Origin of the sequence: Pyrodictium occultum, from assembly GCF_001462395.1 — an archaeon.
GTDB classification, from domain to species: domain Archaea; phylum Thermoproteota; class Thermoprotei_A; order Sulfolobales; family Pyrodictiaceae; genus Pyrodictium; species Pyrodictium occultum.
Genome location: NZ_LNTB01000002.1, coordinates 63771 through 83306, shown reverse-complemented (window position 1 = coordinate 83306; position 19536 = coordinate 63771). Strand labels below are relative to the sequence as shown.

19 protein-coding genes and 1 pseudogene are annotated in these 19536 nt (G+C 68.2%); 15 read left to right on the top strand and 5 right to left on the bottom strand.

The genetic code is table 11. The annotated features are described in order from the left end of the window. Positions 1–58: 58 nt before the first annotated feature. Both CF15_RS08265 and CF15_RS08660 read right to left on the bottom strand, forming a co-directional pair. Positions 59–490, bottom strand: coding sequence for a hypothetical protein (locus CF15_RS08265; RefSeq protein ID WP_058371531.1), 432 nt, complete (start codon positions 488–490; stop codon positions 59–61). Between the two features lie 1343 nt (positions 491–1833). After that, a complete protein-coding gene (locus tag CF15_RS08660; RefSeq protein ID WP_236698215.1) occupies positions 1834–2979 on the bottom strand; it encodes a glycosyltransferase family 2 protein in 1146 nt (381 codons plus the stop codon). A 131-nt stretch (positions 2980–3110) separates the two neighbouring features. Between CF15_RS08660 and CF15_RS08250 the strand changes: the two genes are divergently transcribed. The 12 genes from CF15_RS08250 to CF15_RS08195 are packed head-to-tail and all read left to right on the top strand — an operon-like array spanning position 3111 to position 14935. Beyond that, a complete protein-coding gene (locus CF15_RS08250; RefSeq protein WP_058371528.1) occupies positions 3111–3785 on the top strand; it encodes a hypothetical protein in 675 nt (224 codons plus the stop codon). 6 nt (positions 3786–3791) lie between these two features. Beyond that, the gene (locus CF15_RS08245) at positions 3792–4037 is read left to right on the top strand and encodes a hypothetical protein (RefSeq protein WP_058371527.1); all 246 of its coding nucleotides are present in this window, start codon (positions 3792–3794) and stop codon (positions 4035–4037) included. Further along, complete coding sequence (locus CF15_RS08240; RefSeq protein ID WP_058371526.1) at positions 4034–5863, top strand: DUF4129 domain-containing protein; 1830 nt, start codon at positions 4034–4036, stop codon at positions 5861–5863. The genes CF15_RS08245 and CF15_RS08240 overlap by 4 nt, the downstream gene beginning before the upstream one ends. Beyond that, complete coding sequence (locus tag CF15_RS08235; protein WP_058371525.1) at positions 5860–6876, top strand: DUF4350 domain-containing protein; 1017 nt, start codon at positions 5860–5862, stop codon at positions 6874–6876. Before CF15_RS08240 ends, CF15_RS08235 begins: the two co-directional genes overlap by 4 nt. Continuing rightward, positions 6827–7765, top strand: a complete 939-nt coding sequence (locus CF15_RS08230) for an AAA family ATPase (RefSeq protein ID WP_058371524.1) — start codon at positions 6827–6829, stop codon at positions 7763–7765. Before CF15_RS08235 ends, CF15_RS08230 begins: the two co-directional genes overlap by 50 nt. A 2-nt stretch (positions 7766–7767) precedes the next feature. Beyond that, the gene (locus CF15_RS08225) at positions 7768–9048 is read left to right on the top strand and encodes a DUF58 domain-containing protein (RefSeq protein ID WP_236698218.1); all 1281 of its coding nucleotides are present in this window, start codon (positions 7768–7770) and stop codon (positions 9046–9048) included. 3 nt (positions 9049–9051) lie between these two features. Next, entirely contained in the window at positions 9052–9996 is a 945-nt protein-coding gene (locus CF15_RS08220; RefSeq protein WP_236698214.1) for a DUF1616 domain-containing protein, read from the top strand. A gap of 10 nt (positions 9997–10006) precedes the next feature. Beyond that, positions 10007–10561 (top strand): DUF1616 domain-containing protein, encoded by a 555-nt coding sequence (locus tag CF15_RS08215; RefSeq protein ID WP_058371522.1) that lies wholly within the window; start codon positions 10007–10009, stop codon positions 10559–10561. A gap of 19 nt (positions 10562–10580) precedes the next feature. Beyond that, on the top strand, positions 10581–11549 hold the full coding sequence (locus CF15_RS09010; RefSeq protein WP_168371374.1) for a hypothetical protein: 969 nt from the start codon (positions 10581–10583) through the stop codon (positions 11547–11549). Positions 11550–11576: 27 nt separating this feature from the next. Continuing rightward, the gene (locus CF15_RS08205; RefSeq protein ID WP_058371520.1) at positions 11577–12713 is read left to right on the top strand and encodes a hypothetical protein; all 1137 of its coding nucleotides are present in this window, start codon (positions 11577–11579) and stop codon (positions 12711–12713) included. After that, the gene (locus CF15_RS08200) at positions 12700–14289 is read left to right on the top strand and encodes a hypothetical protein (protein WP_058371519.1); all 1590 of its coding nucleotides are present in this window, start codon (positions 12700–12702) and stop codon (positions 14287–14289) included. Before CF15_RS08205 ends, CF15_RS08200 begins: the two co-directional genes overlap by 14 nt. Further along, on the top strand, positions 14261–14935 hold the full coding sequence (locus CF15_RS08195) for an ABC transporter ATP-binding protein (protein WP_070807944.1): 675 nt from the start codon (positions 14261–14263) through the stop codon (positions 14933–14935). The genes CF15_RS08200 and CF15_RS08195 overlap by 29 nt, the downstream gene beginning before the upstream one ends. A gap of 9 nt (positions 14936–14944) precedes the next feature. Here CF15_RS08195 and CF15_RS08190 read toward each other — a convergent pair whose 3' ends face one another. From CF15_RS08190 to CF15_RS08180, 3 genes are read right to left on the bottom strand one after another with little or no spacing between them, the layout of a single operon-like run. Further along, positions 14945–15808, bottom strand: a complete 864-nt coding sequence (locus tag CF15_RS08190; RefSeq protein WP_058371517.1) for a nucleotidyltransferase family protein — start codon at positions 15806–15808, stop codon at positions 14945–14947. After that, positions 15798–16436, bottom strand: coding sequence for a nucleoside/nucleotide kinase family protein (locus CF15_RS08185; protein WP_058371516.1), 639 nt, complete (start codon positions 16434–16436; stop codon positions 15798–15800). Before CF15_RS08185 ends, CF15_RS08190 begins: the two co-directional genes overlap by 11 nt. Positions 16437–16491: 55 nt before the next feature. Next, a complete protein-coding gene (locus CF15_RS08180; protein WP_058371515.1) occupies positions 16492–17229 on the bottom strand; it encodes a nucleotidyltransferase family protein in 738 nt (245 codons plus the stop codon). Here CF15_RS08180 and CF15_RS09325 point away from each other — a divergent pair. The 3 genes and pseudogenes from CF15_RS09325 to CF15_RS08170 all read left to right on the top strand — a co-directional run. Beyond that, a pseudogene (locus CF15_RS09325) lies at positions 17228–17545 on the top strand (GDP-mannose 4,6-dehydratase); the annotation flags it as partial. The gene CF15_RS08180 and the pseudogene CF15_RS09325 overlap by 2 nt on opposite strands. Positions 17546–17555: 10 nt before the next feature. Continuing rightward, positions 17556–18032, top strand: a complete 477-nt coding sequence (locus tag CF15_RS08450; RefSeq protein ID WP_275113636.1) for an NAD-dependent epimerase/dehydratase family protein — start codon at positions 17556–17558, stop codon at positions 18030–18032. Positions 18033–18215: 183 nt separating this feature from the next. Next, complete coding sequence (locus CF15_RS08170) at positions 18216–19382, top strand: glycosyltransferase (RefSeq protein WP_201783119.1); 1167 nt, start codon at positions 18216–18218, stop codon at positions 19380–19382. The last annotated feature ends 154 nt before the right edge of the window (positions 19383–19536 follow it).

The window sequence follows — 19536 nt, the reverse complement described above, 5'->3', positions numbered from 1 at the left end:
CCGCTGCCCCGGTGCCTGCCGTCTCTGGGCTGTGGGCCTTCACGGCTCCCGGGGGGCTCTAGCCGTATATCCTGTATATCGGCGGGTTGTTGAGGTAGGATAGTCCTAGTATGAGTAGCTTGCTGGCGTTGTGGAGTAGCCTGTGGAGGTCCTGGGCCGCCTTCTTCATGGCTATGAGTGCTCCGTAGAGGAGGGCTTGGCCCCGGGTGGTTGCGAGCTCTATTCTCAGGAAGGCCTGCTTCAGGATGGATGCTAGGGTGGGGGATTTTATTCTCGGGAGGCGGCGGGCGAGGAGCATGAGCGCCCTGGTCTCGGGGGGTAGGGCGTGCCAGGTGTGGTTGAGTATTGCTTTCCGGATGTACTTCTGGATGAGGGGCCCCGTGATCCTCTCTGGGAGGAGTATCCTGGCTACCGCTTCCCTCGCCTTCTCGAGGGCCCGGCTACCGGGGCCCTGGTCTAGGCGGCTCGCCAGCTCCGCGAGTAGCGGCACTCCCGGGGCCCCTCCGGCCTGTGCGGGCGGCGTGGGGCGGCGGGGGTTAAAAGCCTCCCTCCCGGGGCCTGGTGCCCTTCTCTCCTGCGGGGTTCTGGGCGGGCTTGAGCCTCTCCAGGCTTGTGCGCGGGGGGCTTTGGCTCTACGCCTCTAGGCTGGTTAACGCTCTCGGCGGCTTCCTCTACTGGCTCGTGGTCTCGAGGCTCGCCGGCCCCGGGCTCCTGGGCAGGGCCTCGGCCGTGGTTGGGCTCGCCGGCCTCGTCTCGGGGGCTGCGGGGCTCGGTGCGGGCGCCGGGCTCCAGCACCGGCTGGGCAGGTGCCTGGGGGCTGGGGACGAGGCCTGCCTCCGGAGGGTCTTCTGGTCGACGCTCTACGCTATGGCCCTGGTCTACCTGGCCGCCGGCTCCGCCCTGGCCCTCCTGGGGCTCGCGGGCCGGGGGCTGGGGGGCCTCGGGCCCCGGATGCTCCTCCTCTCCGGCGCCCTGGCGGCGCTGGGCGTGGCCGGGGTGGTGGAGGCTGCCCTGCTCGCCCTCCTCCGCAGCGACCTGGTCCTCGCCTCCAGGCTGCTGGGCAACCTCTCCAAGCTGGCCCTGGGCGCGGGGCTCGTGGCCCTCGGGGCCGGGCTCCCCGGGGTCGTGGCGGGCTACGCCCTCCTCCCCGCCGCGGTGCTCCTGGTGGGGCTCCCCTACCTGGCTAGGCGCTACGGGGCCTGGATCGGCCTGGACGCGGCCGCGGTGGCGGGGGTCCTGGCCGCCGGCCTGGCCTCCTGGGCCCCGGGCGTCGTGGTCCTCGCCGGCCAGTGGCTGGGCGTGCTACTCGTCTACGGGAGCAGCGGGGCCGTGGAGACGGGCTACTACTACGTGGCCTTCGCCGCCGCGGGCCTCGCTACGGGGCTCGGTATGAGCGTGCTGAGCCTCCTCCTCCCGGTGCTCAGCGGCATGGCCGGGGGGAGGGGTGGGGCCGCCTGGAGGGCCCTGAGGGTGAGCCTGGCCGTCACCGCCCCCGTGGCGTTCTACGCCGCCGCCTACCCCGGGCTGGTCCTGGGCCTCCTGGGCAGGGGCTACGCCTCCGCCTCGGCTGAGCTGGCCGTCCTCCTCACGGGCTTCCTGCCGGACGCGGTCAACGCGACCGTGTCGAGCCTGGCCTACGCCCATGGGAGGTACCGCCTGGTGCTCGCCCAGGGCCTCGCCGCCAGCCTGCCCAGGCTGCTCCTCTACCTCGTCCTCGTCCCCAGGCTCCACGGCCTCGGGGCGGCCGTGGCGTACGCCCTGGGCTCCTACGCCGGGCTGGCCTACAGCGCGGCCGTGGCCGGGGGCCTGGGCCTGCGGCTCGACTGGAGGCTGCTAGGCGGGGCTGCCGCCGTGCCCGCGGCGCTGGCTGCCCTGGCCAGGATCCTGGGGCTCCACTGGCTCGCGGGCGCCGCCCTCCTCGCGCTCAGCTACCCCGCCTACGGCCGGCTGGGGGTCCTGGAGCGCCGCGACCTCCGCGACCTGGCCCGGGGGCTGCTCGGGGAGAGGGCTGGGAGGCTCGCCAGGCCCCTCTCCCCCCTCATCGACGCGCTCTTCCAGTAGGCGGTTGAGCCTCTCGGCGAGCTCCTCCAGCCTCCTCTGGAGCCTCATCTCGGCCCTCTTAAGGTAGAGGGCCATCACTGCGAGGAGGAGGCTGGCGAGGCCCGTGGAGGAGAGCACCACCGCTGCCAGCCCCTTCACGTAGTGCTTGACCCCGTGGGCCAGGTACATGTAGGCGACCCAGCCCCCCAGCCCGAGCCCCGGGGCGAGGAGGAGGCCGCCTAGCAGGAATATGAGGAAGGCGGGGTTGTACCTCCACGCGAGCCGGACCATGTCCCTGGCTATGGACAGGCCGTGGAGGACCCGGAGCTTCTTCCTCCCAAGCCTCCTCCTGTACCTGATGGGGACCTCCGCTATCCTCCCCGTGGTGGAGGCCACGTGGGCGGCTATCTCGGACTCTATGCTGAACCCCTGCATCTCGAAGCCCAGCTCCCGGAGCCTCCTGGTCCGGGCCGCGTACATGCCGCTCAGCACGTCGCTAAGCCTGGTGCCGAAGAGGAGGTTGAAGAGCCTTGTGAGCAGCGCGTTCCCCACCCGGTAGACGAGGCTCTGCGCGCCCCGCTCGGGCACGCGGGCGCCTATCACTAGGTCGTAGCCGCCCTCGACCAGGACCCGGTAGAGGACGGGTATATACTCCGCGGGGTACGTGTAGTCCCCGTCCATGACGAGGACGTAGGGGGTTGAGACGTGGCGCAGCCCCGTCTTGACAGCCATAGCCTTCCCGCGGCCCTCCTGCCTCACCACCCTCACCCCGCGGGCCCTGGCTATCTCGACCGTCCCGTCCCTGCTGCCCCCGTCCACGACCAGGATGTTCTCCCTGGGGACGCCCGCCGAGACGACCTCGTCTATAACCCTGCCTATAGCCTCGGCCTCGTCGAGGACGGGTATCAGTACCGTCAGGCCCCTCATGCCGGCCCTCAAGACCCCTGCAAGCCCCCGCGGCCCCGGGAGAGGGAGCCTGGAGCCTCCAGGCCGCGCGGCTAGCACCTACGGTATGCGAGGGTTTAAGATGCTAGGTGCCGCGGGCCCCGGTGGGGCAGGGAGGCCCGGCGATGGCCGCCTACCAGGCAGCTGGGCTAGCCGTAGCAGTCTCGGCGGCGGTGCTCGCGGCGGCCACCTACCTGCTCATAGGCCCCGGGCCCCTCACGGCCCTCTGGCTGGGCCTGGCGGTGGTGGGCGCATCCATGTACCTCACCCCCGAGGCCTGCACCGGGGTGAGGGAGGCCCTCCTGCTCCTCGAGAACGCGTTCTCGAACATAGCCGGGCTCCTGGAGGCCCTCGGGGCCCGGGGGCCGAGCCTGTACCGGAGCAGCGGCGGCACGGTCTACATCTACGTCGGGGCGGCCGGCTGCCCCGGCCCCGGCGGGCCCCCGGCCACGCCGATAACGGTTTGCGGGGGGAGGCCGGTCCTGGTCCTCCGCTCGCCCGTCTCGGGGAGCATGGTGGAGGGCTTCACGGAGCCGTGCGCGGCGGTGGGGTACCTGCTCACAGACCTCCTAGGCCTAGCCGACTGGCTGGACTGCGTCGACCAGGGGGACAGGCTGGTGGTCGAGGTCCACGGGGAGCGCGTGGCGGCTCCGGCGAGCCTCGAGGACACCGTGGGGAGCATATACGGGGTGGTGGCCGCCTCCGCCGCAGCCCTGCTATGGGGGAGCGCCCTGCTGGAGGCCGACCGGAGGGCCGGGCCCCGGGCCAGGAGGATAGTCGTCGGGAGGCCCGAGGGGTAGAGCCTCATGGTGGATAGGAGCCGCCTAGCCAACACACTGCTCGCCATCATGGTGGCCCTAACCGTGTCCACGCTCTGGGCCCTGGGGGAGGAGAGGCTGGACGCATACATAGCGATGTACACGCTGGAGTACACCGTGGTCAAGGCTGTGCTCAGGCCTGCGAGGAGGGGTAGGGACTGGCTCCACGCCGCGCTCCTCGCAGCCTTCACCATAGCCGTGGGGTTCAGGGTGGCCGAGGTGCTCGGGCGGTGAGGAGGCGCGTACTCCCAGCCCTAGCCCTCCTGGCCCTGCTCGCCCTGGCGGCAGCCTGGGCCGCCAGGCCCCCTAGGCACGTGGACCCCTCCACCGCGAGGGGGGAGGGGCCCAGCCCCCTAGCCCTCCTGGCCCTCTACGCCAGGGTCGCGGAGGCAATCGGGTCAATGAACCTCTCGGCCGCCAGGGCGGGGCTGTCCCTCGCGGAGCAGGTCTACGCCCCGGCGGGCCTCCGCTACACCCTTGAGAGGCTTAACAGCCTGCTAGACAGGCTCGCCGCTCAGGTCAACGAGACGAGGAGCCTACTGGCGGAGGCCAGGAGGAGCATAGCAGTGTCGGACCCCGGTACGGCCGCCAAGCTGCTCGACAAGGCGAGGACGAGCCTCACGGGGGCCAGGGTGACCTACGACGAGCTAAGGGACGCGGCCAGGGAGCTGGAGAGGCACGGCATACCCGGCAGGGGGTTGGAGGAGATCCTGGCGCGTATAGGCGGTGCCCTGGAGAGGCTGGAGGCGGAGCTTAGGAGCCTCGAGAGGGAGGCCCAGGGGCTGGTGGAGCTGACACCCACCCGTGTAAACGTGACGGCCGAGCCGGCGAGCCTGGCCCCCGGCGGCATCCTCCACCTGGCGGGCTGCCTCGAGACGGCTGCAGGGGAGCCCCTGCCGGGTAGGAGGGTGCTAGTCCACCTAGGCCCTGAGACCCTGGAGGCCGTCACGGGCCCCGGGGGCTGCTACGCGCTGGAGACGAGGCTGGACATCTACATGCACAGCGTGCCGGTGTACGCCGAGTACACGCCCCAGGGCCCCGACAGGGGGCTCTACAGGTACTCGAGGTCGGCGACCATAACAGTCCACGTGGACTACGTGGAGCCTCCCCTCGAGGCGAGGCTTGCCAGGGACACCCTGGCCCCCGGGGAGAGCACCACGCTAGAGATAGAGACCATGAGGGGGCTTAGAGTGGTGGTCGAGACGCCGTTCACCGGCAGGCAGCTGCTAGGCCCAGTCGAGGGCCCGGCCAGGATCCAGGTGAGGGTCCCCCCGGACGCGGCCGAGGGAGCCTACACGGTGACTGTAAGGACGCTCCCCCAGGGCGCCATAGGCCCGGCGTCTGTCCAGCTAGCCCTCCGGGTCCGGAGGCTCACCCCGCACGTAGAGGTGAGGGCTCCAAGCCTGCTCCTCACCGGGCTGCCCGGCAGGCTGGAGGTGCTCACAGACACCGTTTCGAGGATAGTCGTCTCGAGCCCCGAGGCCGGGCTCAGCCTGGCCCTCCAGGGGAGGAGAGCGGATCTGGAGCTGAGAGTGCCCCACAGCTACCTAGGCACGGTGGCCAGCATCCACGTCCGCGTTGAGCCGCTCAGCCCCAGCTACAGGAGCGTGGACGAGGAGATCAGGGTCAGGGTGTACAACACGCCCGCGCTCGTAGCAGCCTCTTCACCGCTGGCTGCCGCGGCGGGCCTCCTGCTGAGGCGTGGACGCGGGAGAGGGGCGGGGAGGGGCGGGGCCGCTGGAGCGGCTGAGCCGGCGCCGCAGCAGCCCCCCGGGAGCGGCGGGGGGATACGGGGCCTCTACCACCGGCTCCTGGAGGCCCTGAGGAAGGCCACCGGGGTGGAGCCTAGGCCCAGCTACACGCTCAGGGAGTACCTGGCGAGGATCCGGGGGAGGCTCCCCCAGAGCATCTACAGGGCTGTGGAGGAGGTCTTCCTCGGGCTGGAGAGGATAGCCTACGGCCCCGGCGGCCCCAGGGGGCTGCTCGAGCAGCTGCGCAGGCGCATGGAGAGGCTCCTAGCAGCGCTCCACAGCCTCACAGCCGGGGGAGGAGAGCCGTGAGGAGGGCTGCCGCGGCGGGGCTGGCCCTCTCGCTGGCGCTGCTACTGCTGATCATAGCCCTGGTGCCCTCGACCGACGACTTCGCCCTAGACAACCCCTTCTGGAACGGCATGAGCAGGCTGGCGGCCCTGCTGGGGGCCAGGCCCGTCGCCGCCATGGACGCGGGGAGCCTCCCCGGGAACAGCCTGGTCCTCGTCATAGGCCCCAGCCGGCCCTTCACAGCCCAGGAGGCTAGAGCACTCAAAGCCTTCGTGGAGAGGGGCGGGGTGCTGGTCGTAGCCGACGACTTCGGCACGGCGAACACGCTGCTGGCCCTCATGGGGCTGAGGGTGAGGCTTAACGGCTCGCTGCTGGCAGACCCCCTCTTCATGCACCGCTCCCAGTACCTGCCGCTCGCCAGGGTCGCGGTGGGGGGCAGAGAGCTGAGAGTCTACCTAAACTACGGCACGTTCATCGAGGCCGCGGAGGGGAGGTGTATAGGCTACTCCACGCCATTCAGCTACATAGACGCCAACATGAACGGCCGCCACGACCCCGGGGAGCCCCACGGCCCCTTCTGCACGGTCCTCGAGGCGCGGCTGGGGCGGGGGAGGCTCTACCTGGTAGCGGACTCAAGCGTCTTCATAAACTCCATGCTGGGGCTGGGGGACAACCTGGAGCTCGCGAGGCTCCTGGCCGGGGGGAGGAGGGCCTATATAGTCGCGGACAAGTGGAGCCCAGGCCTCTACACGGCCGCGAGGAGGCTGCTGGCAGGCGCTGCGGCAGCGGCCCTCCAGACCTCGCTCCGCTACCCCCTGGCGGCGGCTCTGGGCCTGGCAGCCTACCAGGCGGGCAGGAGGCTCTGCAGGGCGGCCCGCCGGAGGGGGAGGAGCGCCGGCCCCGAGAGCGAGGTTGAAAGACTCCTGGCGCTCCACCCCGGCTGGGACCCGGATACGCTGAAGAGGCTTGCAGAGGAGATGCGTCATGCAGCCCAGCGCGGCCGCGAAGCTGGCCGAGGCCATCGAGGAGCTTAGGAGGTACATACTGGGCTACGAGGACCTCCTTAGGCTCCTGGCGGTCGCCCTGGTCAGCGGGGGCCACGTGCTGATAGAGGGGCCTCCAGGGGTCGGGAAGACGACGACGGCAAAGCTCTTCGCCCAGGTGATAGGGGGCGTGTTTAGAAGAGTCCAGATGACGCCCGACCTCCTGCCATCGGACATACTTGGCACCTACTTCTACGACCTCCGGAGAGGAGAGTGGGTGCTCCGGAAGGGCCCCATCTTCGCAAACGTCCTGTTCATCGACGAGCTCAGCCGGGCACCCCCAAGGACGCAGAGCGCGCTGCTGGAGGCGATGCAGGAGGGGCAGGTGACGATCGAGGGCGAGACGCTCAGGCTGCCGGAGCCCTTCATGGTCGTGGCCTCCCAGATGCCCGTCGGCTCTGAGGGGACCTACCCCTTAACCCCCGTGCTGAGGGACCGCTTCGCCTACTCCTACGCCTCGAGCTACCCCGACCCAAAGATGGAGGTGGAGCTGCTGTCGAGGATAGACGAGATAGACGAGGCTAGAGTGGGGAAGGTCCTGGAGCCCCGGGACGTGGCCGAGCTGAGGAGGGCCGCCCGCGGCGTGCACGTAGCCCCCTCGGTGAGGAAGTACATAGTCGATGTAGTAAACGCTGTGAGGAGGAGGGAGGAGGTGCTCCTAGGGCCCTCCCCGAGGGCGTCGATATGGCTCTACAAGGGTAGCAGGGCGCTGGCCCTCCTAGAGGGCATGGACTACGTGATCCCCGACCACGTGAAGCAGCTGGCACCCTACACGCTGCGCCACAGGATAGTCCTTAGGCCTGAGCGGGAGGCCGAGGGGGCGGATGCCTCAGCCATAGTGTCTAGGGTGCTCGAGGAGGTAGAGGTACCGAAGATTTGAGCGTGGAGCTCACCGAGCGGGGGGCGGGGCTGGCAGCGGTAGCCGCCGCCCTGGCCGCGCTGTACGCGGCTACGGGGGACCCTCTGCTAGCCCTAGCCCTGGCGCTGGCGGCTCTCCCCCTGGTCCTGGACCTCGCCTACCTGGCCCTGGGCCCGGGGAGGGCGTCCTGCAGCGCCGGGCCCCGGGTGGAGAGGAGGCTGTGGCCGTGGGAGAGGCCGGTGGTGGAGCTAGCAGTCGCCTGCAGCAGGGGCCGCGCCCGCCTCGACGAGGGGTCGCTGCCAGCCTGGCTCCATGTCCTGGAAACTGTGCCCGTGGACGGGGCCGGGGTGAGGGTGAGGGCTAGGCTCGCCCCAGCCCACTACGGGGTCTACAGGCTCCAGCGGCTGGTGGTGGTGTTCGAGGCTCCCCTAGGCCTCCTGAGGCTGAGGAGGGGGGTGGAGGCCCGGGTTGAGCTGAGGGTTCTACCCGAGACCCTCTACCGGGTCCTCGAGGCGCTGGGCCTCCTGGGCCTAGGGGGGCTAGGCGCCTGGCCCGGCGAGGGCCTCCCAGCCCCCTGGGCCCTGAGGAGCATGGGGGGCGAGTACTACGAGACCAGGGAGTACGTGCCCGGGGACCTGCCCAGGAGGATCGACTGGAAAGCCACCGCTAGGACGCAGAGGCTCATGGTGAGGGACTACAGGGAGGCCCCGGCAGGCGGCCTGGCGCTGGTGTTCGACACCAGGTGCAGGGGGCCCGCCACATGCGACGCTGTGGCCTCGGCAGCGCTCTCGGCCGCTGTGGCGGCGGTGAGGCAGGGGGAGCAGCCCCTACTAGCCTACGACTTCTCGCGGGGCAGGATAATAGCCCACTCTAGCCCAAGGGTCCTGCTAGCCTACCTGCTGGACCGTATACTGGAGAGCGAGGCCGCTGAGAGGCTGGAGCTCTACGAGTACGCCGAGCCCCTGACCAGCAGGGAGGTTCTCCAGGCGTTGAGGGGGCTGGCGGGGAGGGCGGGGGTGGTCCCGGCGGGGCCCCTGGAGGCTGTGGATGCCCTGGCTAGGCCTGGAAGAACCTTTATAGCCTCCATGGTTCTCCACATGGTCCGCGATACCCTAGACCTGGTGGACGCGCTTAGGCGGAGGGGCGTAGAGGTAGTAGTGGCTATGCCTGCGAAGCCCTGGCTTGACGCTGAGAGCCTCGAGGAGGCGTACAGGGTGTATAGGAGCGCCGAGCTGGTGGCGAGGAAGCTCCGCCGCATGGGTGTGGAGCTCCTGCCCTGGCGCAGCCGGGGGCACGGGGTGTAGCTGGTGCGCCTAGCCCTGGTCCCAGCGGCTATAGCCCTCCTGGCGGCTGTGCTGCTCCAGCCGGCGGCCGGGAGCCGTGGCGCGGTGGCTGCGCTCGACCAGAAGATAGGGGCGCTGGTGCATGATGCGTCACTCCTCTACAGCCGTGGGGCGAACGTAACCAGTATAGTCCAGCTGCTCGACGAGGCCGCGAAGAGGATCAACCGAGGCGACTACAGTGGCGCGGAGGCGGCGGTGGCAAGCGCCGCCAGCACTGTGGAGGCCCTGAAGGCCGGAGTCCGCGGCATCCACCTCCGCATGGTGGTCCGCCGCTACGGTCTTGCCGCAGCCGCGCTCGCGCTGGCCCCCGCCGCCTACATACTGATACCCCGCGTCTACCTCTACCTATGGTTCCGGGCTAGGAGGGGCTGGATCGTCTCCACGAGGCCGGCTGGGAGGAGCCGGAGCAGCCTCATAATGGACGAGGAGGTTTTCGCCGTAATAATGGCGGTCATAGTGGTTGCATCAGTCTTCACGGCGGCTATGATACTGAGGCCGAGGAGCATAGAGCCGTTCACAGCGCTAGGCCTGCTCAACGAGGAGTGCAAGATAGGCTACTACCCGGCGGAGGCCTACCCCGGGGAGAACCTGACCCTATGCATATTCGTCGACAACCACATGGGGGAGCCGATATACTACAAGGTGGTCTACAAGGTTGGCAACGGCTCCACGCTCCCAAGCAACACCACGCCCTCCCCGGAGCCCCCGCTAATGGAGTGGAGGGGGGTCCTGGGAGACGGCGGCAACACGACATTCAGGGTAGTGGTGCCGGTGGAGCCTCCCCGGGGGCTCATGGGCCAGCGAGCAGCACTGATATTCGAGCTATGGGTCTACGACCCGGGGAAGGGTGGCTGGGTCTACACGGGCAGGTGGAACCACCTATACCTCAAGCTGGTCAGCCCAGGGTGAGAGAGGGGCCTTGGAGGGGAAGACCCTCGAGCAGCTCGTGAGGGAGCGCCTGGAGAGGGGGGAGAAGCTGTACAGCGTGCTGAAGAGCCTATACCAGGACATAGCCGGCGGGAGGATGAGGCTCATAGACCCCTCCCCGCCCAGGAGCCTCCGGGAGTACCTTCTGAGGCTCGACTACAGCCTATGGCTCTGGGCCGTGGTCGCCCTAGTGGCGCTGACCCATGCCTCGGTGGCCCTCTCGGGGGCGGCGCCGCCAGCCAAGCCTCTACGCTACGTGGCTGGGAGCATCTACGTGCTCTTCATACCGGGCTACGTCCTCGTGGAGGCCCTCTACCCGGAGGAGGGGAGCCTTACACCCCTTGAGAGGCTCGCCCTATCCATAGGCCTCTCGCTGGCCGTAATCCCGCTGATAGGGCTGGTGCTCAACTACACCCCCTGGGGTATAAGGCTGAAGCCGATAATGGCGGCTACAACCGTCTACGTGGCCGCCATGCTGGCCGCGGCAGCCTATAGGAAGTATAGGCTTGTGAGGCTCGAGGCCGAGGCCCGGGGGAGGAGCCGCTGAACCCCGATGGGCCAGCGTGGTGGCTGCCGTGGGGAGGGCTGCCTCTCTCCCAGCGCTGCTGAGGGTGCTGCTCTCCGCGGCCATGCACAGGGATGTGCTCCTCCTACTACTGGTGGCTGTCTCTACGCCGGCGGCGCTGGCGTCGGCCTACAGCCTCGTGCCCAGGGCGCTGGAGGAGGCCAAGCCCCTCCTGGCGCGGTGGGAGGGCTCTTCGCTCCTACTGCTGCCCCCGGGCGCCGGGGCGCAGGGCTGCACCACCGTGCACCTTGCCTTCGCGAGGGTAGAGGCTGGGGGCAGGGCGCTGGAGGCCCCCGTGCTCCTAGTCGATGCCGGGGGCTTCCAGGGGATTACCGGCTGCCGGGCGGCCGGGGAGGCCCCGCTCTCCCTCGGAAGCCTCCTGGCGGGCATGCTCGGGGCCAGGCCTGGCTCCAGGCTCACGCTGTGCATGGGCGGGGGCTGCCGCAGCTACCTGGTCTCATGCATCCACGGGGGCGGGGGCCTCTACGCGGCGTCCATAGTCCTGGCGGCGGGGGCGTGGAGTAGCCTGGCCGGGGAGGAGTATAGGCTGTGCAGCGTCCCCGGCCAGCAGCCGGTGCTTGAGGGGCTGGAGGCGGCCCTCTCGGAGTATGCCAGGATCCTAGCCTACCTTGTGGCGGCGGTATACCTGCCTATAGCCTACATGGCGTGCAGGAGGGCCGTCCAGTCCCTGGAGGGGGATATAGAGACGCTCTACAGCATGGGGGTCCCCCTCCAGGAGGCCCGGCTGGCCCTCGCCCTCGCGCTCAGCCTCCTAGGGCTGCTCATGTCGGCCTACGGTGTGCTCCTCGGAGTCTTCGCCATGCATGCGGCGCTCTACACTCTAAGGCTCTTCGGCGCCCCCGCCCCCCTCCAGCCGGTCCCCAGCCCCGGGGGCCTCGTGTCCCTGGCCGGCGTCTTCACCGCAGAGGCCGTGGCCGCGGCTGTAGCGGCCGTCCAGCGCGGCGGGTGACGCGGGATGGCGTGCCCGCGGGCCGTCTTGGGCGTTCTAGAGTCTAGGCGTTACGCGCTCTTAGCGGCGGCTACAGCGCTCTACATCCTGGCAGTGCTGGTTAACGCGGGTATTATCGACGTGCTCTACACCCTGCCGGACTACATTACCGAGCCGAGGCGGGCCCCTACACCCTACTACCTGGTCCTCTCCTCCTACTCGCTTGCACCCTTCACCTCGAGGATTGACGGGCACGCGCTCGAGGAGACCCTCCGCAGGCTCACCGGGGTAGAGAAGGTGGTCTACGAGGTACTGGCGCTCGTGGAATACCATGGCACGGATATAGTTGTCCGGGGGGTTAGAGGGGAGGACCTCGTCATAGTGGCCGGCAGCTACAAGGTGCTGGGGAGGCCCTTCGACGACCACTGCATCGGCTGCGTGTGGCCGGGCTCCGCGCTCGCCAGAGAGCTAGGGCTCCATAGGGGGGACGTCATAGTCGTCTACTCCCCCTTCACCCGCTCGGACTACGCGCTGCGCGTCGAGGGCGTGCTCCACGCTAGCGGCCCGCTGAGCTATGAGCTGGTGACGAACCCCGCTACAGCCATGGCTATAAGGGGGCTGGGCCCGGGCAGCACCTCTATAGCCATAGTCTTCCTCGATAGCCTGGAGGGGTTTGAGAGGGCTGTGAGGCTCCTCGGCCTCCCGGCCGCCGAGAAGAGCATGGTGGGGAGGGCGCTGCTCGCCCTGAGATCCCACGGTGGAGGGGTGTCGGCGAGCGCCTACGAGTCGTACACCAGCATGCTCCTCTCGAGGGTGGGGCTGAGCAGGAGCCTGCTGCTGGCACTCCAGGCGGCGGTCACCCTCCTCCTAGGCCTAGGCTTCTACACGCTGGGCCAGTCGCTTGTACTCGGCAGCTCCGAGGAGCTAGAGCTGCTCCACGAGCTGGGCCTGCCGCTGCGCAGCGCCAGGGCCTGTATCACAGCGCTGGCGCTAGCGCACTACGCGGCCGCGGGGCTGGCGGCCGCGGCGGCTGCATGGAGGATCCTCCCCGGCGTAAGGCTCGGCATACTGCACTACAGGGTTGGCCTGGTGCCCGACGCCTCTATCCTCGCCGCCTCGCTAGCCCTGGGCGCGGCTATGCTTGCTGCAGGCGTGTGGATGGTGAAGCCAGATGGCCGGGCGTAGAGCTGCTCTAGCGCTGTCAGCCATACTGGTGCTCGCTGTGCTTGCCCGCCTCCTCCCAGCCTACATGTCGGGCAGCCTCTTCTCCACCGACGTCTGGCCCCTCTACCGCGACACCCGGGTGCTCCTAGAGAACCCTCAGGCCCGTATCTGGGAAGACAAGCTGTTCGACGGCTATAACAACCACTGGCCCGGGGTCATCCTGTCGGCCGCCGTCTCTGCAGCCGTGCTCGGGCTATCAGCTAGAGGGGTGTACATGTACCTCTACACCGCGGCCCTCGCCGCCGGCATGATGGTGGCGTTCTACGCGTTTGCCCGGAGGATCCTGGACCGGAGCTCGTCTACTCTATCCCTGCTAGTCCTCGGCTTCACGCCCTCACTGCTCGTGTTCACCTCGAGCCCCCTCAAGGAGGTCTACGCATACCCCATGCTTTTCGCCCTCCTAGCCCTAGCCCTCCGCGCCCTGGAGGAGCCCCTGGCGGCCAGGGGCCTCGCCCTGGCAGCGGTGCTCTCCCTCGGGATGGCTGTATCGCATCACCTAGCCAGCTTCATGGCCGCCGGGTTTACCGCTGGGCTTGCCTACGCCTTGCTCGCCTGCAGCCTGAAGGGCCTGCGGCTAGCGGCTCCCGGGGCTGGGGCCCGCCTACTCCTCCTGGCCGCGCTTGAAGCCCTGGTCTTCGCCGCCTACTACACCCTCTACGGCCGCTACGGCCTCCAGCTCCCCCTGGGTCTACGCGATGCCGCCCTGTACCTCGTCTACGCTGCTGTGATCTATGGCGGCTTCCTGGTATTCGCCGGGCGGGTGAGCCCTGCGGCAGCCGTGCTACCGGTCATCCCGGTTATGGCCTATATACTCGCCTTCCGGGGCTCGGTTGCAGCCATGATAGGGGTTAGGATGAGTAGCAGCCACATACTCCCCTACGCTGCGCCCATAGCGGCTGCGCTCACCCTGGTGGCGTTTATCCGCGACCGGCTGCTAGGCGCCCTGGAGGCGGCCCTGGGCCTCTTCATAGCGCTCAACACGGCATTCGCCCTGTTCGGCTCCCCGGGGGTCTCCAGTATAATCCACAGGTTCCTGGACTACCTCGTGCCCATGCTCGCCCTGCTCGTGGGCTACCTGTGGGGCAGGGGAGGTGGAGGGGTGAGGCTTCTCGCGGCAGCTGTCGCCGCCGCCTCGCTCGCCTCCGGGCTGCTGGTATCCGTGAACATAGTCAGCTATAGGGATAAGGTATCGTATACCTGGTACTACCCCCTCTGTGAGACCAGGGGCTTCGACACTGTGTTCGCCTATGCCTCGAGAAACCTAACGCTAGTGGGGGACACGAAGGTCTACTACTACGGTTTGATGGAGAGGAACGTAGACTCCAGAGACGTGCCCGCCATGCTGCTCCAAGGCGGGGCGCCCAGGCCCGGCAAGCTCTACATAGTGTACTACGAGAACTACCGCATTGGCTACAAGTTCTTCCACAGCATATACCGGTTAGGGGGCCTCTTCAGCCGGGAGGGGTACAGCAGGGTATACGATAACTTCTGGGTCCAAGCCTACCTCTATGGTGGGGGCGTTGATCCTAGAGCTTAGGGGTGTCTGGTTCGAGAGAGGAGCAGACACGATACTCCGGGAGGTCGACCTCTCCCTGGAGAGGGGCGAGATCCTAGTAGTGCATGGGAGGAGCGGTGTGGGGAAGACAACGCTCGCAATGATAGCGGCTCTCCTCCTGGCGCCCACTAGAGGGAGGACAGTCTTCATGGGGAGTGACGTCACGGGCGCAGGGGACCAGGAGAGGTCAAAGCTGAGGCTGAAGCATATAGGCTATGTAGACCAGTATAGTAGGCTCCTGCCAAGCCTAACCCTGGTCGACAACGTGGCGCTGCCACTCCGCCTCATGGGTGTGGGCAGGGAGGAGGCTAGAAGGGAGGCCAGCATGCTCCTGGAGAGGCTTGGCCTCAAAGGCCTCGAGGAGAGGTATCCGGGGGAGGTGAGCGGGGGCCAGAGGCAGAGGGCGGCAATAGCCCGCGCGCTCGTGAAGAAGCCGCGCCTGGTTGTCGCAGACGAGCCCCTCTCCAGCCTAGACGACGAGGCCAGGGAGACGGTGCTAAGCCTACTGAGAGACTATGTGAGGGAGAGGGGGGCAGCCGCGCTGATAACGACCACGGAGCTAGGCGTGCTCTACGGCGGTGACAGGGAGTACATGCTCTCCGAGGGGAGGCTGAGGAGGATAGCCTAGGATGCGATGCTAGTAGGTCTCCCGGAGCAGCTTAGACCTCACCAGCTCCCCGAACCGGGGGTCCTCGAAAGCCCTGGCGATGTTCGGGAGGGTGGCCCGCGTCGCAGCGTCCCTGGAGGCTTTACGCAGGAGCAGGAGGAGCCAGCGGGCTAGCGGTATCCTGTAGGGGAGAACACCCCCCATGTACACCATGCTGTGGATGCGGAGCGCCTCCCGTACAGCGTCGCTGCATCCAAGCTCCTCGGCTAGCCGGAGCATGGTCCTCGAGCCCCAGCGGGCTAGGGTGACGTAGTCGTTTAACGTGTAGAGCCTCTCCTTATACACCGCGTGGGCTGCAGCGACTAGGGCCTCTAGAGGCCTCTCCAGTAGGGGTATCTCGAGGCCCTCGAAAACCCCCAGCTCCCTATACTCTAGCAGGCGGGGGCCGTCAAGGTAGACCACACCGCCCACTGTTGGGTAGGTGTAGAGGTCTACTATCACCCGCCCCCTCCTCATGGTGATAGTGTAGGGCTCTAGCACCTCGACACGGAACCCTACCCTCTCTAGGCGGCGCCGGGCTCTAGCGGCGTCACCGGGGTCTACGAGCACGTCTATATCCGAGGGCACGTACCTCGCAGGCTTGCGCAGCTTGAAGAACACGTAGTTGAGGCCCCTAAGAGCCCTGGAGACCAGGTGCAGCGCCTCAAGGAAGAGCCTGTACCTCGCCTCCTCCAGGGCCCGCAGCCTCCCCTGCACGCCTGCAGCCCTCAGAAACTCTAGCAGCACTTTGTTCTTCGAGGCGGCCTCGATGCACTCTTCTAGAAGCTCCCCAGGCTCTACAGCCCTGCCGTGGACGACGGCCTCGTAGACGAGTCTAAAGGCTTCACTGTTCACCGCTAAGGCCGAGCACCTCCAGCGCTTCAGAGAATGACTCGTCTACACTCCTACCAGTGGTGTCTATGCGGGGGGCGCCCAGCGCCTCGGCCAGGCGGTCATAGACCCGCAGCTCTAGAGGGATAAGCTGCTCCTCTCCGGAGCCCCTCCTCCTGGAGAGCAGTGCCTCCACGCCGGCACGTACATAGAGGATGCGGCTACAGAGGAGCCTCGAGAGGGATATAGTGGACCTCCCATAGAAGCTGCCCACGACACTGGTATCCCTCAGAGTGACCACAAGCCAGACCAGGAAGTCTAGGGGGCAGCGCTCGGCAACAACCACACGCCCGAGGAGGCGGGGGGCGGCAAACCTGGCCAAGACGACGGGAAGCACGGAGGCAAACTCTATGAAGACCCATAGCCTCCTCATAGCCGGGGGGATGCAGATCCGGTAGTAGGGGTTACACGCACCCCGGAAGGCAGAGGCCCTTGAGAGCATCCTAGCGAGTAGGGAGGCGAGGGTATGGGAGCCGCGAACCCAGGCGACGCTGACCCGCAGCCCGCGGCCGCGCAGATATGCTGCAACACGCCTAGCGATGCTCGTCTTCCCGGAGCCGTCAGCGCCGAACAGGCATAGAGCCGCTCCCATCTACAGCCGTCATCCCTCCGAGAGCCGCTCCCCGGGGGCTGCCGGGGCTCCACGGCTAGGTGTTCTCCGGGTTTAGTATCTCGGCTAGCCTGTCCGGGTCCAGCTTTGCGTACCTCTCCATGCTCCCCACGTCTATCCACGGCCCGTTGTAGATGTATGCGTAGACCCTGTAGCCCCTCTCTATCATGTAGGGGATCAGGCCCGCCATGATGTCGAAGTTTCTGCCCAGCTTCTGCTCGGCCTCGTCTAGGACGCTGGGGTCTACCGCCAGGATTCCTATGGTGGCGTTTATGCTTAGCTCTGGCTTCTCGCGCAGCCCTGTTATCCTGCCGTCCTCCCCCATCTCTGCTACCCCGACTGGCACCTGGTAGCGGGTGGCGATTGCCAGGGTTGCGTGGCTCCTCTTCTCCTCGTGTGTTTTTAGGAGGTCTAGGGGGTTTAGGGCTGCGAGTATGTCGCCGTACCAGACGAGGGTGGGGTTTCTCAGTAGGCCTCTGCGGTAGGCCTGGAGGAGCGCGCCCCCCGTGCCCCGGTACTCCGGGGTGTCGACAGAGTAGCGTATCCTGGCCCCCAGGCCCGCCCCGTCGCGGAAGTAGTTGCGGATGTAGCGCCACTTGTAGCCTACGAGGAGCACTATGTCTCTTACCCCGTGGCGGGCTATCCACTCCACTATGTGCTCGAGGACCGGCTTCTCCTCCGGGCCGACCGGTATCATGGGCTTGGGGATCAGGTCGGTGTAGGGTCTCAGCCTCCTGCCCTCCCCGCCAGCCAGGATAGCCGCTACAGCCTCCATGAGGGGCCGGCCTCCTCCTGCAGCCCCCGGCCCCCCGGGATATATAGCTGCAAGGTATAGCTGCAAGGCCCTCGGGCCCCCGGGTTTGGCGTGGCATCCCTGCAGGGTGACCCGGGGTCTTGAGGGCCCTGGTACCGGTGTGGCAGGGTTCCCGGGGAGCCATCTGGCCGAGAGGCTCCTCGGGGAGGGCTGCAGCGTGGTCGGCATAGACAACTTCTCCACGGGCCGCGTGGAGAACATCCGGGGGCTCCTCGGGGAGAGGGGCTTCAGGCTGGTGAGGGCCGACCTGCTGGAGCCGGGAGGCTGGCTGGACGGGTTTAGGGGCGTTGACGTGGTGCTCCACTACGCTGCCAACCCCGAGGTTAGGCACAGACGGCGCGACCAAGGCCGCGGCGGAGACCATGGTGGGCGTCTACGCCGGGCTCTACGGGCTCCAGGGCCTGGTGCTGCGGTACGCCAACATAGTCGGCCCCCGGCTCAGGCACGGCGTCATCCACGACTTCATAGTGAAGCTCAGGGAGAGCCCCCAGAGGCTCGAGATACTGGGCGACGGGAGCCAGAGGAAGAGCTACCTCCACGTGGCCGACGCGGTGGAGGCCACCATGGCGGCGCTCGACGGGCTGCTACGCGGCGGGGACGCGCTCCGGGTCTACAACGTGGGGAACAGGGGCTGGATAACGGTGGAGGAGATAGCCAGGATAGTTGAGGAGGAGATGGGGCTGGCCGGCGTGGAGCACGTGTACAGGCCGGCGACCCCCGGCGGCCGGGGCTGGCCCCGGGGGACGTGGAGCCCATGCTCCTAGACATAACGAGGATGGCCGGGGACACGGGCTGGCAGCCCGCTACACCAGCGGGGAGGCGGTGAGGCTCGCTGCCAGGAGCCTCATGGAGGAGCTGGGGGCGTAGCCCCTCCGGGGGCTTGGGCCCCTTCTAGAGCAACTCTGAGAGCAACTCTGATTGCCTCCGGCGGGCGTAGGTAATCCCTGGTGCCGGCTGTGAGGGTCGGCATTGTCTCCAGCTACCCGCCGACCCACTGCGGGATAGGAGAGTACACCAGGATGCTCGCCGCCGCTCTGCGCTCCGTCGACCCTGGCGTCGAGGTCCTCGTGTTCTCCGACCGGTCTCTCCGGGAGCCGTGGGTCAACGACTACGCGGGGGCCCGTGTGGTCCCCCTCTTCGAGCGGGGCAGCGGCGCGGGTGTCGAGGATCTCCCCGACGCCCTGGCCGAGGCCGGTGGTGTCGACGTGCTCCACGTGCAGCACGACTACAGCCTCTACGGCTACAGCGACGCCGTCCTCCGGGCGGCGCTCCGGGCGCGGGAGGAGGGGCTGGCGGCCCGGGTGGTGTTCACCATGCACACGGTCCACCACCCCTACACGCCGGAGAGGGAGGCTCTGGGGCTCCAGTCCCGCCTGGGCCCCGTGGACGCTGTGGTGGTCCACAGCCCCCTCCAGGAGTTCGAGCTGAGGAGCCAGGGGGTGCCCGGCTCCAGGCTGGCCAGGATCCCCCACGGCACACGGTTCAACCCCTACCTTGGGCTCCCGCGGCACCAGCTCCTCCAGCGCCTGGGGCTCGGGAGCCTCCGGGGCGCCCTCGTGGTGGTGCCGGGGTTCCTCAAGCGGGACAAGGGGCTGGACACGCTCCTCGAGGCCCTCCGGCTCCTCGGCGGCGGGGGCGGCCCCGCCCCCACCCTCGTGGTGGCGGGGGAGGTCTGGGACCGGGGGCTGCTCGGGACGCTGGAGGAGATAGGGAGGCTTGTCAACCTCGTCCTCCTTGAGAGGTACCTGGAGCACCGGGAGCTCCTCATGCTGCTGGCGGCCGCGGACCTGGTGCTCCTCCCCTACCGGCACACCCGGTTCTACAGCGTGAGCGGCATGCTCCACCTAGCCCTGGGGGGCATGAGGCCGGTGATAGGCACCCGGGTGCCGAAGCTCGCGGAGCTCTACCAGTACGCCCCCCGGCTCACCACGCCCCCCGGCAGCCCCGGGGCGCTCGCCCGGCTCCTCCGCTGGGCGCTGAGGCACTACGAGACCGTAGTCACCTACATGAGCTTCCTCTACAGCTACGCGGCCCGCACCGAGTGGAGGCGGGTGGCCCGCCGCCACCTCCGCCTCTACCGCCGCCTCCTCCGCGGCGGCCACGCGGCAGGCTAGCCCCCTCCCCGGCCTCTGGGGCACGCGCCCCGATCCTTCCCCTTGAATCCTCCCCTCGATAGCGCTTCCGGGGCTCCGTCGGCCCAGGTGCACGCACCCGCGGGGCCCGCTGGGCCCCTCCTTAAACCCTGGGGCCCCGTAGCACACAGGTGTA